General features: G+C 49.0%; 14 protein-coding genes. All 14 read left to right on the top strand.

Going from position 1 to position 13902, the window contains the following annotated elements; all coding sequences use genetic code 11:
* The first annotated feature begins 16 nt into the window (after positions 1–16).
* The 14 genes from GNP95_RS09575 (at position 17) to GNP95_RS09515 (ending at position 13783) form a co-directional block, all read left to right on the top strand.
* Positions 17–595, top strand: a complete 579-nt coding sequence (locus GNP95_RS09575) for a YmfQ family protein (protein ID WP_155610589.1) — start codon at positions 17–19, stop codon at positions 593–595.
* The gene (locus GNP95_RS09570; RefSeq protein WP_155610588.1) at positions 585–3161 is read left to right on the top strand and encodes a hypothetical protein; all 2577 of its coding nucleotides are present in this window, start codon (positions 585–587) and stop codon (positions 3159–3161) included. Before GNP95_RS09575 ends, GNP95_RS09570 begins: the two co-directional genes overlap by 11 nt.
* 12 nt (positions 3162–3173) lie before the next feature.
* Positions 3174–3632, top strand: a complete 459-nt coding sequence (locus tag GNP95_RS09565) for a hypothetical protein (RefSeq protein ID WP_155610587.1) — start codon at positions 3174–3176, stop codon at positions 3630–3632.
* 102 nt (positions 3633–3734) lie between these two features.
* Positions 3735–3839: a CD1375 family protein gene (locus GNP95_RS26420; RefSeq protein WP_269058951.1), complete on the top strand. Its 105-nt coding sequence runs from the start codon at positions 3735–3737 to the stop codon at positions 3837–3839.
* Between the two features lie 59 nt (positions 3840–3898).
* Positions 3899–4177 carry a hypothetical protein gene (locus tag GNP95_RS09560; RefSeq protein ID WP_055107265.1) on the top strand — a complete coding sequence of 93 codons (279 nt, stop codon included), beginning with the start codon at positions 3899–3901 and terminating at the stop codon, positions 4175–4177.
* A 31-nt stretch (positions 4178–4208) separates the two neighbouring features.
* Positions 4209–4478: a phage holin family protein gene (locus GNP95_RS09555; protein WP_155610586.1), complete on the top strand. Its 270-nt coding sequence runs from the start codon at positions 4209–4211 to the stop codon at positions 4476–4478.
* Positions 4475–5191 carry an N-acetylmuramoyl-L-alanine amidase gene (locus GNP95_RS09550; protein ID WP_155610585.1) on the top strand — a complete coding sequence of 239 codons (717 nt, stop codon included), beginning with the start codon at positions 4475–4477 and terminating at the stop codon, positions 5189–5191. The genes GNP95_RS09555 and GNP95_RS09550 overlap by 4 nt, the downstream gene beginning before the upstream one ends.
* Positions 5192–6109: 918 nt before the next feature.
* Positions 6110–6445, top strand: a complete 336-nt coding sequence (locus GNP95_RS26725; RefSeq protein ID WP_413773734.1) for a hypothetical protein — start codon at positions 6110–6112, stop codon at positions 6443–6445.
* Positions 6435–6719 (top strand): hypothetical protein, encoded by a 285-nt coding sequence (locus GNP95_RS09540; RefSeq protein ID WP_155610583.1) that lies wholly within the window; start codon positions 6435–6437, stop codon positions 6717–6719. The genes GNP95_RS26725 and GNP95_RS09540 overlap by 11 nt, the downstream gene beginning before the upstream one ends.
* A gap of 195 nt (positions 6720–6914) precedes the next feature.
* Complete coding sequence (gene araA / locus GNP95_RS09535; RefSeq protein ID WP_155610582.1) at positions 6915–8402, top strand: L-arabinose isomerase; 1488 nt, start codon at positions 6915–6917, stop codon at positions 8400–8402.
* Positions 8403–8492: 90 nt separating this feature from the next.
* Positions 8493–9614: a GntR family transcriptional regulator gene (locus GNP95_RS09530; protein ID WP_373870961.1), complete on the top strand. Its 1122-nt coding sequence runs from the start codon at positions 8493–8495 to the stop codon at positions 9612–9614.
* Between the two features lie 623 nt (positions 9615–10237).
* Positions 10238–10927, top strand: a complete 690-nt coding sequence (gene araD, locus GNP95_RS09525) for an L-ribulose-5-phosphate 4-epimerase (RefSeq protein ID WP_155610580.1) — start codon at positions 10238–10240, stop codon at positions 10925–10927.
* 27 nt (positions 10928–10954) lie between these two features.
* The gene (locus GNP95_RS09520; protein ID WP_155610579.1) at positions 10955–12625 is read left to right on the top strand and encodes a ribulokinase; all 1671 of its coding nucleotides are present in this window, start codon (positions 10955–10957) and stop codon (positions 12623–12625) included.
* Between the two features lie 27 nt (positions 12626–12652).
* Positions 12653–13783 carry a sn-glycerol-1-phosphate dehydrogenase gene (locus GNP95_RS09515; RefSeq protein ID WP_155610578.1) on the top strand — a complete coding sequence of 377 codons (1131 nt, stop codon included), beginning with the start codon at positions 12653–12655 and terminating at the stop codon, positions 13781–13783.
* Positions 13784–13902: the final 119 nt, after the last annotated feature.

The raw sequence follows: 13902 nt of genomic DNA, 5'->3' as shown, positions 1-13902 counted from the left end.
GAAATGGTGGTCGTCTATGAGTGTTCAAATGATGACAAGCCCGAGAGGGCGCGAGCTTTTTTCATATCTGCCGGGTTATTATGAAACTTCTCGCGTGATGCGAGGGGATATGAATGCTAAAGGTGCAGAACTGGATCTGCTGTACCAGGCGCTCGATGATACATTGGAGCAATTTTTCGTAAAGACGGCTACCTGGGGGCTGAACCGCTGGGAGCAGGAACTGGGGATTGAAACAGACCTGGCCAAGCCACTGGAACAGCGGCGCGCCGTTGTGGAGTCAAAGCTGAGGGGTGCCGGGCAATTTACCGGCCGATTGGTCAAAAATGTAGCCGAAGCATACGACGGCGGTACGGTCGATGTATCTTTTCAGCCGGATGAATGGAGCTTCACGGTGAAGTTTATTGATACAATTGGCGTTCCACCGAATTTGGATGATCTGAAAGCTGTCATTGAGGAGCTTAAACCGGCGCACTTGGCGGTCGAGTACGAATTCAGCTATTTGCTGATTCAAGACATCCATGCCGTCATGACGCTTGGCGAATTGGAGCAGGTGCCGCTATCAAAATTTGCAGGAGGTGGTTCAGTTGGCAAGTAACACAGAACACTTGAACTTGTTGAAGAAGGATCCGGTAGCCGATGGGAATGAGTATTTTAATATTGAGACGATGCTGAATGAGAACTGGGATAAGATTGACGAGGCCGTTGGTAATGTCCAAAATCGTCTAAATAGATCCAGCACCGAGTTTATTACACTGCAGCCAGGATTACAAACGATCAACGCTAAGCGCGACGCACGCTTTAAGCTTGGCGAAGTACGGGGACGAACGCTTATTAATATACTCGGTAGCTGGGGAGGATGTGAAAGTCTAAACCCTCGATATTTTTACAATAGAGTAAATGCTAGTATAGACACAACTATCAAAAAGTCTGGAAGTGCTTCTTTAAAGGTTGTAGCGGATACTTCAACTGATACTACTCATTATTATAGATTCGCAGGAAGTGTAGTAGAAGACTGCTACAGGGTTTCAGAAGGAGAATATATTCTTTTTGGAGCATGGATAAAGCCACAATCTGCTGGTGCACACATGACCTTATTTTTTTGGAACGAGACAGGTACCGAGAATGTAAGTGGAATAATTGGAGGAAGCGTTATTTATGATAACCCTACGAAGTTTACATATGGGTATGTTAAGGCAAAAGTTCCTCCTGGCGCTCGTTATGTAGTTCCGAGAATTGCTCTTGTTGATCAAAATGGAAATGAAAACTTTACAGGAACCGGAGCCGAAGGTTGTAATATCGACGAAGTGAGCATCTATAAGCTTTCAGAGGCCGAGTACGCGGCACTCGATGGGATGACCAGTGAGGAAATTGCTGATAAATACCCGTTCGTTTCTTCAGGTATTGTAGGCGTGGAAAATCCCTATGCGATTGCAACGTCTGGTAATTTGCTGCCACCGTTTTATGAGTGGACGGCAGGCGCAGGGATAACCAGTTTAAACATAAAGGAACCCTATGAGGTTGAGGCGACGTTTAGAGCTTCGTCAGCAGGAACTGCATTCCAATCCATAGTATCGGCAATTCCTGAGCAGGAATATGCACTTTCATGGGATGTAAACGATAGAGGGACACTTTGGGTGGGTTTTATAGATCGCAGTGGAGTGCAGATTACTGCGGCCAATATACCCAATAAAGGGACATTTATTACGCCGCAAAATACCTCGAAAATTACGGTAGCTTGGTATGAGCCTGGCGGAGGCACTATTAAGTTAAAGAATCCAATGCTTACGTTTAGCGAAGCCAAACTGTTTGAGTCTCAACGCAGATCAATTCTCGCCTTTCAAACGGAGCTACATGCTAACCCAACGGACTTAAGCGATCCAGACGTACTTTTTGAGTGGGATGGTCAGTATTTTAAGCTGATGAAGTGGAAAAAGATTGTACTAAATGGGTCGATGGATTGGACATTTGGGAATAACTATTCGAATGGTCAGTATAAATCCGTTAACCTACCAATATCGGGTCAACTTAAAGACTCTGCTAGCGTTACTAAATTCAATGGAGTGCTTTTGGAGAGACGTATGGCGGCAGGTGGTATATGGGATAAGGCAGATATGCAATTACTATCTGAGAACTTATTTAGTTTGACTATATCTATCGAAGAAAGCGGGTGGGGAAGCAGCTACACTCCTTCGGTCGACGAGATAAAAGCGTATTTTTGGGGTTGGACAATGTGTAACCAAAACGGCTCAGTACCTTATGTGGGGACGGGCACAAAATATTGGAAAACCATAAATAAACCTGGCGTAGCGGATACATCTACCTTGCCAACAACCCAAGCTCCTAACAGGACATCTTATCAGCTCCTATACCGTCTTGCAAAAGAAATCGTCGAACCAGTCACGGTGGAAGGTTGCCTAACGCTGGCAGAAGGCGATAATTTGGTTGATGTAGGTACAGGGATAGTGTTGCGGGAAAGTGTAAAGCCGAAGCAGCATACCAACACCAATTGGATAATTAACAATACTGGGGTTGGGACGTCTTTGTCCAGCAAGGCAGCAGAAATAATAGCGATATATCGGGATTCTGGTCGTGATCATAAATGGATTAAAGAATCGGTAACTGGCGCTTGGGGAACGGAGCAAGCTTACATTTTTAGCGCGAATTATGATCAATCCGCAGCCTATTCCGTCACCTATACCAAACTGGACACGTTTCCGATTCAGCCGATTAGCGGCAGCCTAGCTGCAAACGAAAAGGCGCAGATTAACAACTTGACAACAGGTGTGGCCGAAGCGCTGCATCGGGTAAGCGTCATTGAACAGAAGAAGACGGAGAAGGATGCTCCAAGCCTGCAATGGATCACGCCAACGCTGTTGAACGGGTGGACTAGCAATCATGGTATGGGGTACAAAAAAATAGGTAGCCTCTTATTATTTAAAGGAACTATAGAGGGAGGATCAGTAGGTGCTCTTTCTGCCTTCATACTCCCTCAGGGCTATCGGCCGAAAGCAAATAGAAGTATTGGAGTATTATCACGTAATACTAGCCAAGTTTACGCACAGGGAAGAATAACAATTTATCCTTCAGGAGAGTTTACGGTTGACGTTGGCCCAAATGGAACAGTATTTCTCGATGGGATAATTATCGAGGCAGAGCAATAAGGAGGGGTCTACTTGAAAGCAGTACCTAAAGTTGGGCTTGACGGCCTTTATATCGAAGACGAACTTGTAGACGATACCTTTACTGGTGTCGTTCCTTTTTATGCTGTACCGCCTAAGACGGAGCCAGTGGAACTGGACGGCGAATTCTCCGAAAAGAAACCGCAGCCGGTCGGTTACATCGTGGGTGTGCCGGTGTCCCCTGGATTGTTTTGGCCGCGTTTTGATTTGGCAGCGTGGGAAGCGTACCAAGACGAAGTAACGGCGACAGAAGATGAATATCAAAGAGTCTACTCCGAATGGGTCGCTCTACCTGAAGAAGAACGAGGGGAGCCACCGGTTTATACCGTTCTGGAACAACCCAACATGTGGGGCGAGGGGTTGACATTGGAAGAGGTCGACGAACTCACTAGTCTGCAAAAACACAAGAGCCAAGCGAGCTCGAACATCTCCGAGCGGAAAACAACGGGTTAAAGATAGCTCTTGCTGAGTTGGCTGAGGTTCAGGAGAACGATAAGATCAAGATGCAGTTAGCTCTTGCTGAGCTTGCTGAAATCGTAACCGGAGGTGAGATCGTTGGCTAAAATCTATTTCGATCTGATCAAGGCTAGCCTTAAGACGCTGGACGATGTACCAATTCGGTGGAAAGATCAAGTCCAGCAAATGCTGGACGCCAAATAAAGGTTTTAATTTTTGCCCCCGATCCCGGGGGCTATTCTTTTTGAAACGGAGGGAGCAGGATGGAAATTACGATACTCATCTCCATTGCGACGGCCGTTAGTGGAATTTTGCTAGGCTGGTTGGGACGCACACGGACCATACGCCAGGATGCAGCGAAAGATGCGGAGGCCGGAGCGACCCTGCAGACAGACGTGGAATATATCAAACGCGGCGTCGATGATATCAGGGTGGACGTGCGTATTCAAAGCCAGCGCTTGGATGGAATATCCGAACGTGTAACGCGGGTGGAAGAATCGACTAAGCAAGCGCACAAGCGGCTGGACCGCCTGGAGGAATAAACTATATTAAAAGTTGGAAAGGAAGATAGTGATGGACTGGAACGTTATTTTTGAACTCATACATCCGTATTTAATCGGAGTTGTGGCAGTATGCTGGGTGATCGGCTATATTCTCAAAAAAACGCCCAAGATTCCCGATTGGAGCATTATATATATCGTTACCGTCGCTGCAGTTCTGCTAACCATTTGGCTGCTTGGATGGGGGCCGGATTCGCTGATTCAGGGCATTCTTACCGGAGCGTTTGCGGTATACGGCAATCAGTTCGTGAAGCAAGCATTGAAAGGGGCGGATGATCAATGAAAACGGTATGGATCGACGCGGGACATGGAGGGAAAGATCCGGGAGCAACCGGAAATGGATTGAAGGAGAAAGACATTACCCTCCGTATTTCACTTGCCATGAAGCAACAACTTGAAGCTCAGTATGCGGATGTAAAGGTAGTGCTCTCACGCACGACAGATGCTGATATCACCTTAAAAGAGCGTACCAGCAAAGCCAATCAAGCGGGCGCTGATATTCTTATCTCCGTTCATTGCAACGCCGGGGGCGGTGCCGGAGGATTCGAGTCTTACCGATATACCTCGGCATCGGCGGCTTCTAAATCTCTACAAGATATGCTGCATAACGCAATTATGGCGGAGCTCAAGCCTTATAACGTCACTGACAGGGGCAAGAAGGCCAAAAATCTTCATATGCTTAGGGAAAGCAAAATGCCCGCGGTGCTGACAGAGAATTTGTTCATTGATGTAACTGGCGATGCGAACAAACTGAAGCAGCAGAAGATAATTGAAGCCATTGCCAAAGGGCATGTGAACGGTATTGCCCAATTTTTGAGCTTGAAGCATAAAGGAGGCAAACAGTCAGAGACGGTTGAACCTGAAAAAACACAGAATTGGAAAGAAAGCGGCCGCGAATGGCTCATTGCGAACGCGGGGATCAGTCCGGACTGGAAGGCAACCGATCCAATCGATATTGGAACGCTTGGCACGATTCTCAGCAGATTGCAGAAGTAAATTCCCATGGCGCCTGGGAGTTTACTCTGCGTATTTGCTGCTATATTTTAAGACTTGTTATTTTGCAGTTGATACTTGTCTACTTGTTTCCTCGATGCCTGTCTACTAGTTGTCCCGCTTTATGCTATCTAATTGTTAAGTTCACCAATCACCTTCCGCTATTTGCTGTCCATTATTCGTTAATCTTTAATCTTTAATCTCTAATCTCTTAATCTACAATCGCTATCAGCCACTCGTATTTAGCTAGTTAGCTCGAGCTAACTGCATTTGTTACATTTAAAAACTGCCGTTTATCGATGACAACACAAACTAGCTGCATTTCTTACAGTTAGAAAAGAGATATGGAGGCTAGTCAGGTAAAATGCCGTAAACTAGATGTAGGAATTACATTTACTTCGCAAAACTTACCCTTATTCGCCTAAAGTAAATGTAGAAAATACATCTAGCGGACGCCCTCCATACTAGACAACCAGCTTGCAGGCGAGTCGCAATGGTTATTACCGATGGTTAAGCCTGAATCTAAAGGAACAAGGGGATTAACAACCCCATTTGGTCTCAAGATGCAGACTCCCTGCAAGTTTCTTTATGACCAGTACACGCTAAACAGAATGTATGCCACATACGCACACCCCATCAGTATGCAAAACGCAATAATCCACAGAATCCCCTTCCCTTTGCCTCGATATCTTTCACCAAGCTTCCACATAATGCAGTCTCCTTTCATTTCACATGATCGAAATTTCCTTTAATACCCGATGCTTCTCCTCCCACCCTCTTACTCTTCCTTAACATTGCCTGACAAAATCTAAACGAGTCATCTTAAGGAAAAATGTGGGCAGCCAGGCGCCATTTGCTACTTGTTAAAGAACATAAGTTCGTATATAATACAAACAAATGTTCTTATCGGAGATGATATTGGTGAAAAAATACATTAACCAGGTGGTCGAGATCATATACATGGATCGCAGCGGCAGAATTACACAACGGTCCATTCACATTCATGCCATTCGCAATGGGCTGGTTCGGGCAACATGTCTGCAAACGGGAGCACCAAGAGCCTTTAGAGCTGAGCAAATTCTCGCACTTCATCCCGTGAAGCAATCTGCAAAACAATCTACAAAACAATCCATAATGCCATCCATAAAACAACCCGTGAAGCCATTTATGAAACAACCTGCAAAACCAACTGTACAACCAACCGCACAACCACTTAAGCAGCAAATTACGAAAGGAGGCAGCTACTATGCTTCCTGATTTGGAACGCAAGCTGTTGCGGATTATTTATAATTTTTGGTCTCAGCGCCGCCGTATTCCGAGCATGAAGGAACTTGAACGTACAACTGGCAGAATGGAGCGGGATATCCTGGCAGCTCTGGGACGGATGGAGAGAGACGGATATCTGAATTGGCCGGACAAATCTAATCTAGCCACCCTAAGGCTGTTAAATGTTGCAGGGACGGAGGAACAAGCTAAGGCTAGGCCGCGGCGGGGATTGCGAAGCGATATCGATTATTGGACGAATGACTGAAGATTACATAGGAATTTGAACCGATGGGGATAAAAAAATACTTGCCTTTTCAGAGGAGCAGCTATAGAATCTAGGTAAGAACTTGTACGTACAATTAACATAAGGGGTTTAAATATAACAATATTGTATATACAAGTTGGCAGAACTATTGCATTTTTACTTTAGAAATCAATCACTCTGGGAGGCGTTAACGCAATGAATTTGAAACCGTATTCATTTTGGTTTGTAACAGGAAGTCAGCATTTGTACGGGCCTGAGACGTTGGAAGAGGTAGCTGGGCATTCCCGCATCATTGCCGAGCAGCTGGACAAAGATCCTGCGTTTGCACAATCCATCGTATTTAAGCCAATTGTAACCACACCAGATGAAATTTATAAATTAATTGTCGAAGCGAACAGTGATTCATCCTGCGCCGGGATCATTACATGGATGCACACGTTCTCGCCGGCCAAAATGTGGATTCGCGGCTTGTCCCAATTGCAGAAACCGCTGCTTCATTTCCATACGCAATTTAACCGCGACATTCCTTGGGAAACGATCGATATGGACTTTATGAACCTGAACCAGTCTGCGCATGGCGACCGGGAATACGGCCATATCGGGGCCCGTCTTGGCATTGCCCGTAAAATCGTTGTCGGTCATTGGGAGGACGCCGAGGTTCGCCAGGATATCGCCGGGTGGATGCGGACAGCCGTTTCGTATGCAGAGAGCCGCAGCCTAAAGGTAGCGCGCTTTGGGGATAACATGCGCGAGGTAGCGGTAACTGAGGGCGATAAAGTTGAAGCGCAAATCCAGCTTGGCTGGTCGGTGAACGGGTATGGTATCGGCGATCTCGTACAGCTGGTAAACGAAGTAAGCGATGCAGAAGTGAAGCATCTTCTCGATGAATATGCTGAGAAATACACGATTACCAAAGAAGGTCTGAGTCCTGGTTCGGTTCGCGATTCGATCGCTTATCAGGCGCGTCTCGAAATCGCGATGAAACAGTTCCTTGAAGCTGGTAATTTTGGTGCGTTCACTACGACATTTGAAGACTTGCATGGTCTGAAGCAGCTCCCGGGTCTGGCTGTACAGCGTCTGATGGAAGCGGGCTACGGCTTCGGCGGCGAAGGCGACTGGAAGACCGCCGCATTGACCCGTGTGCTCAAAGTGCTTGCCGACAACAAGAATACTTCCTTCATGGAGGACTACACGTATCATTTCGAGCCGGGCAACCATATGATCCTTGGCGCACATATGCTTGAGGTTTGCCCGACGATAGCTGCGACGAAGCCGTCGATCGAGGTTCACCCGCTAGGCATCGGGGGCAAGGAAGATCCGGCGCGCATCGTCTTCGATGGTCAAGACGGCCCGGCGGTCAACGCTTCCCTCGTAGACTTGGGCAACCGTTTCCGCCTGATCGTTAACGTTGTTGACGGGGTAAAGGTAGAGAAGCCGATGCCGAAGCTGCCGGTTGCCCGCGTACTCTGGAAGCCGCAGCCGTCGCTGAGAGAAGCTGCAGAAGCATGGATTTTGGCAGGCGGGGCTCACCATACGGTGCTGTCCTATAACATTACGGCCGAGAATCTGTCGGATTGGGCGGAAATGGCTGGTATCGAGGCTGTTATCATTGACAAGGATACGTCGCTGCGCCGGTTCAAGAACGAGCTTCGCTGGAGCGACATGGCATACCGCTTGCGCTAATGGTCTGAGCCTGAGAGATCCTGTTTCCGCGCGTTCCCCGGCCTATGATACAATAGCGGGTAGAATAAGAGCATTTGGCTGAGGTGAATGATGAGTAATCGGCGGATTCCTAAATATATGCAGCTCAAAAATGAACTGTTGTCATGGTTTGAAACGGGAAAGCTGCAGCCCGGACAACAGGTCCCATCGGAGAACGAGATTTCTGAACAGTTCGGCATTAGCCGGCAAACGGTGCGCCAGACGTTCGGTGAATTGGAGAAGGAAGGGTGGCTGGAGCGGATTCAAGGCAAAGGCACCTTCGCGAGAAACCCATTGCGCCGAGAGGGTGAGCAGGTCAAGACGATTGGGATCATCACGACATACATTTCGGACTATATCTTTCCGCATATCGTCCGCGGCGCCGAGGCGGAGCTGCGAAGCAAAGGATACCGGCTTCTTCTATCGAGCACGGATAACAATAAAGAGAAGGAAATGGAAAGCCTGCAGCTGATGACCAGCCAGCCGCTGAGCGGGCTCATCATCGAGCCCACCAAGAGCGCGGAAGGCAATCCGAACTTAAGCTACTTTCTGTCGCTGCAGGAGAAGGGCATTCCGTACCTGATGATCAATGAGAAGTATCGCGAGCTGGAATGTCCTTGCCTGAAGGTGGATGACGAGCTTGGCGGCTATTTGGCTGCACGACATCTGCTGGAGAAGGGACACACCTCTATCGTCGGGTTCTTTAAACGGGATGACCTGCAAGGGGTTAATCGCCTTAAAGGTTTTCTCGCGGCGCATCGGGAGTTCGGGATCAGTGTATCTCCCCAACGAGTAGTAACTTACACGACGGAGGAGAAGGACGGAGTCCCGTACACTCAAGCGGTGCAGCTGCTACAGCAGGATGAGGAAGGCCGGCCGACCGCCTTTGTGTGCTACAACGATCAATTGGCGGTCGTTCTGATGGAGGCTATTCAACAGTGCAGCCTGCGTGTTCCGGAGGACGTTTCGGTCGTCGGTTTTGACGATTCATCTCTTGCGCTCGCTTCCGGGACGAAGCTGACGACGCTGACGCATCCGAAAACGGAGATGGGCGAGCTGGCAGCCCGGCAGCTCATCGGGATGATTGAGCAGGGACTGGTGGTTGAAGACACGGTCTTTAAACCGGAGATCGTAGAGCGGGAATCCGTGCATAACAGAGAACAGGCGAATCAAGAAGTGGAATTGCAAAGCTAGGGTCCGTTTCCCAGGGCTCTAGCCTATAACTTGTACGTACAATACGTTTTGATTTAGCTTGTATGTTTATATGCATATACCAACCAAACTGTGCTGTATTAAATGGAATGAAGGTATCTAATTAGGCTCTAAACCATTGTTTTAGGGAATTAGATGGATTTATACACTAAGATCAAGGATCTAGTCCGATCATTGGCGATGTTCCTTCTTATAACTACATGAAATCCATTTAAATTTATGTTCCCTTTCTTACCGTAGAAACTAACGGCTATAAATCCATTTATTATTAAGTTGAATGATAAAAATGTTGTGAGTAAGTACGTAAACTGTTCCTACGAAGCTGTACCTCCTAAATTCCTTGGATGATACAGGTTCATGGGATGTGTTTCCTTGACTGCATCCCAAATTTTCAGTCGAATTCATCTTAGATCTATATTTACAACTTGATTTGACTGATCTTGTAGTTTGATCTAACACTAGATGTTTGCAGTTTGATCGGATTGGATACTTGTCTTGTTTATAGATCTAGTTGTAGATCTGCATCTGCCTTCTAATCAGGACAGGGTATCTGTAATAGATATGCAACGTAAAGAATTACGATGAGAGGAAAGGAGTGGCCGCATATGTTGGAGGCGCTTAAACAGCAGGTTCTGGAGGCTAATTTGGAGCTGCCGAAGCACGGACTGGTTACATTTACATGGGGAAATGTCAGCGGGATTGATCGTGAAAGCGGACTGTTCGTCATTAAGCCAAGCGGTGTGCCGTACGAGGAATTGAAAGCGGAAGATATGGTCGTCGTGGATCTGGAGGGCAATGTGGTCGAGGGCAAACTGCGTCCATCCTCCGATACTCCGACCCATATGGTGCTGTACCGGTCTTTTCCGGATATCGGCGGGGTTGTGCACACTCACTCTCCTTGGGGAACAAGCTGGGCGCAGGCCGGAAAGGCGCTGCCAGCTTATGGCACGACACATGCCGATTATTTCTACGGAGAAATTCCTGTGACCCGGCCGATGACCCGGGAAGAAATCGAAGGGGCTTATGAACTGGAGACGGGGAACGTGATTGTCGAGCGGTTTGCGGACATCGACCCGACCCAGGTGCCAGGTGTATTGGTGCATGCCCATGCACCTTTCGTATGGGGAAAAGATGCCCATAATGCGGTTCATAACGCGGTTGTTCTTGAGGAAGTAGCGAAGATTGCGGCACGCATGCTGATGCTTAATCCGGAGGCTGCACCAATGGATCAGACGCTGCTGGACCGTCATTTCCTGCGCAAGCATGGAGCCAAGGCATATTACGGACAAAAATAATGCGCTATTGAACGGGAGGTTTTTCATATGGCTAACAAGTATACCATCGGGGTAGATTACGGTACGCAATCGGGCCGCGCGGTACTGGTCGACTTAGCGAACGGACGTGAAGTGGCGGATCACGTGACCGCTTATCCGCATCACGTTATCGACGAACAACTGCCGGGCTCCGGTATCAAACTTGAGCATGACTGGGCGCTGCAGCATCCTGACGATTATCTGGAGGTGCTGCGGAAATCCGTGCCAGCGGTTATCCGGGAGTCTGGCATCGATCCGGCTGATGTAATCGGAATCGGGATCGATTTCACGGCATGCACGATGCTGCCGATCGACGGGCAGGGCCAGCCGCTCTGCTTCGATACGCAATACATCGATAATCCGCACAGCTGGGTGAAGCTATGGAAGCATCACGCCGCTCAGCCGGAAGCGGATAAGATCAACGAGATCGCAGCGGAGCGCGGAGAAGCGTTTCTCCCGCGTTACGGCGGCAAAATTTCATCCGAATGGATGATCGCCAAAGTATGGCAAATCCTTGATGAAGCCCCTGAAATCTATGAGCGCACAGATATGTTTCTGGAGGCGACAGATTGGGTCATCTCGCAAATGACGGGCACTATTGTCCGCAACAGCTGTACGGCCGGTTACAAAGCGATCTGGCATAAGCAGGACGGCTACCCAAGCAAGGAATATTTCAAAGCGCTGGATCCAAGGCTGGAAAACCTTACAGAGACAAAGCTTCGCGGTGAAGTCATTCCGCTCGGCACAAATGCGGGCGGGTTGACTGAGCATATGGCGCAAATAATGGGCCTCAAGCCGGGCATTGCAGTTGCCGTCGGGAACGTAGACGCTCATGCCGCCGTACCGGCTGTTGGCGTTGTAACACCGGGCAAGCTTGTGATGGCGATGGGCACCTCGATTTGCCATATGCTGCTAGGCACGGAAGAGAAGCAGGTCGAAGGCATGTGCGGCGTCGTTGAGGATGGCATCATCCCCGGGCTGTATGGATATGAGGCGGGACAGTCGGCCGTAGGCGATATTTTTGAATGGTACGTAGAAGAGGCGGTTCCGGGTTATGTCAAAGAAGCGGCGGCTAAGGAAGGCATCGGCGTCCATCAATGGCTTGAGAAGGAAGCTGCAGCCTATAAGCCGGGACAAACCGGATTACTGGCTCTGGATTGGTGGAACGGCAACCGGTCTGTTCTCGTCGATACAGATTTGACCGGCCTGATTCTGGGGATGACGCTGCTTACCAAGCCGCAGGAAATTTACCGTACCCTGCTCGAAGCTACGGCCTTCGGTACCCGTAAAATCGTCGACGCTTTCCATAACAATGGAGTTGCGGTTGATGCCTTGTACGCTTGCGGCGGATTGCCGCAGAAGAACCGTCTGCTGATGCAGATTTACGCGGATGTTACGAATCGCGAAATTTTCGTTGCCGATTCCAAGCAAACGCCGGCACTTGGCGCAGCGATGTTTGCGGCGGTAGCTGCCGGGAAAGAGGCTGGCGGTTATGACACGATTCTTGATGCGGCAGAGCGTATGGCCCGGGTGAAGGAAGAGACGTTCAAGCCGATTCCAGAGAACGTGGAAATCTATGACCGTCTATACCAGGAATACAGCAAGCTGCACGATTATTTCGGCCGCGGCGAGAACGACGTAATGAAGCGGCTCAAGAGCATCAAGAAATCTACGGAGTAATGCCGTCAGACTGGAGGTAAATTCGGCATGGATAATTCCCGGGAAATAGACCATTTGGAGAAAATCGTTCTGGAGACCGGCGCGATCTATAAGGCAGTTCCTTTTCTAAGAGATCGTATTCTGCACCGCTTAGTGATCGTAGCCGACCAGAATACTTATGATGCGGCAGGGAAAGCCTTGGAAGAGAGTCTCCAATCCCAGGGCTTGAAGACAAAGCTATGTCTTCTGGAGCCGAATGCGGCCGGCGATGTCGTCGCCGACGAGCAAGCTGTTGTGCAGCTGCTGCTTGAAGTAGATCCTGGCACCACGGATGGGCTTATTGCGGTCGGTGCCGGAACGATCCATGATATCGTACGTTTCGCGAGTCATAAGACGGGAATTCCGTTTGTATCAATTCCGACGGCTCCGTCCGTGGACGGCTTTACCTCAGCGGGCGCGCCGCTGATTATTCGCGGGATGAAGAAAACAGTGGCGGCTGTTCCGCCGATAGCCATATTTGCCGATGTGCACGTTCTTATGAAGGCGCCGCAGCCGCTGGTAGCGGCTGGTTTCGGGGATATGCTGGGCAAATATACCTCTCTGTTTGATTGGAAGGTATCCCGCCTTACGGGGGGAGAGCCTTACAGCGAACAGGCTGCAGTCATTACAGAGCAGGCGCTTAATTCCTGCATCCAGCATGCTGCGGAGATCGGAGAGCGGACAGAGGAAGGGATTCGCATCCTGATGACGGCCTTGATCGAATCAGGCATTGCGATGCTGCTGTTCGGGCAGTCTCATCCGGCTTCCGGTGCAGAGCACCATTTATCTCATCATTGGGAGATGGCCTATTTGCGCCGCGGAAATCGGGCACTGCTTCACGGGGCTAAGGTTGGCGTCGCGTGTGCCGAAATTTCCCGCTTGTATCACGCGGCCGTGGACGAAGGCAAATTCCCGGGACGGCAGCCGAAGGCGCTGCTTGAGCACGGTGACCAGATTCGGGAATGGCTGGCCGAGGTGCCGCCCGCATCGAGGATCCGGGAATTGCTCGTTCTTGCTGGGGGTCCTTCTACGCTGGAGGAGCTTGGCGTCGATGAAGATTTATTTACGGAGAGTCTTCGCGAGGCGCATCTGGTTCGCTATAACCGGCACACCTTGCTGCGAGCGTTGAATGAGGCATGATTTAGCTTATTCTTTATCATAGGTGGTGGCGAAGGATTGCTTGGGATTTAACCCAGGCAATCCTTTCATGATTTTTTTATTGATTTTGCAAAAAACAGTATGTTTTCTATAAAGAAATG

It is taken from the genome of Paenibacillus woosongensis (assembly GCF_009725165.1).
Taxonomy (GTDB): Bacteria; Bacillota; Bacilli; order Paenibacillales; family Paenibacillaceae; genus Fontibacillus; species Fontibacillus woosongensis.
This window is presented reverse-complemented; position numbering and strand designations above follow the sequence as displayed.

What these genes read in the sequence shown, in the direction of transcription:
- GNP95_RS09575 (WP_155610589.1), top strand. Translation starts at nt 17, where the DNA reads ATGAGTGTTCAAATGATGACAAGCCCGAGAGGGCGCGAGCTTTTTTCA.
- GNP95_RS09560 (WP_055107265.1), top strand. Translation starts at nt 3,899, where the DNA reads ATGGAAATTACGATACTCATCTCCATTGCGACGGCCGTTAGTGGAATT.
- GNP95_RS09555 (WP_155610586.1), top strand. Translation starts at nt 4,209, where the DNA reads ATGGACTGGAACGTTATTTTTGAACTCATACATCCGTATTTAATCGGA.
- GNP95_RS09550 (WP_155610585.1), top strand. Translation starts at nt 4,475, where the DNA reads ATGAAAACGGTATGGATCGACGCGGGACATGGAGGGAAAGATCCGGGA.
- GNP95_RS09540 (WP_155610583.1), top strand. Translation starts at nt 6,435, where the DNA reads ATGCTTCCTGATTTGGAACGCAAGCTGTTGCGGATTATTTATAATTTT.
- araA (WP_155610582.1), top strand. Translation starts at nt 6,915, where the DNA reads ATGAATTTGAAACCGTATTCATTTTGGTTTGTAACAGGAAGTCAGCAT.
- GNP95_RS09530 (WP_373870961.1), top strand. Translation starts at nt 8,493, where the DNA reads ATGAGTAATCGGCGGATTCCTAAATATATGCAGCTCAAAAATGAACTG.
- araD (WP_155610580.1), top strand. Translation starts at nt 10,238, where the DNA reads ATGTTGGAGGCGCTTAAACAGCAGGTTCTGGAGGCTAATTTGGAGCTG.
- GNP95_RS09520 (WP_155610579.1), top strand. Translation starts at nt 10,955, where the DNA reads ATGGCTAACAAGTATACCATCGGGGTAGATTACGGTACGCAATCGGGC.
- GNP95_RS09515 (WP_155610578.1), top strand. Translation starts at nt 12,653, where the DNA reads ATGGATAATTCCCGGGAAATAGACCATTTGGAGAAAATCGTTCTGGAG.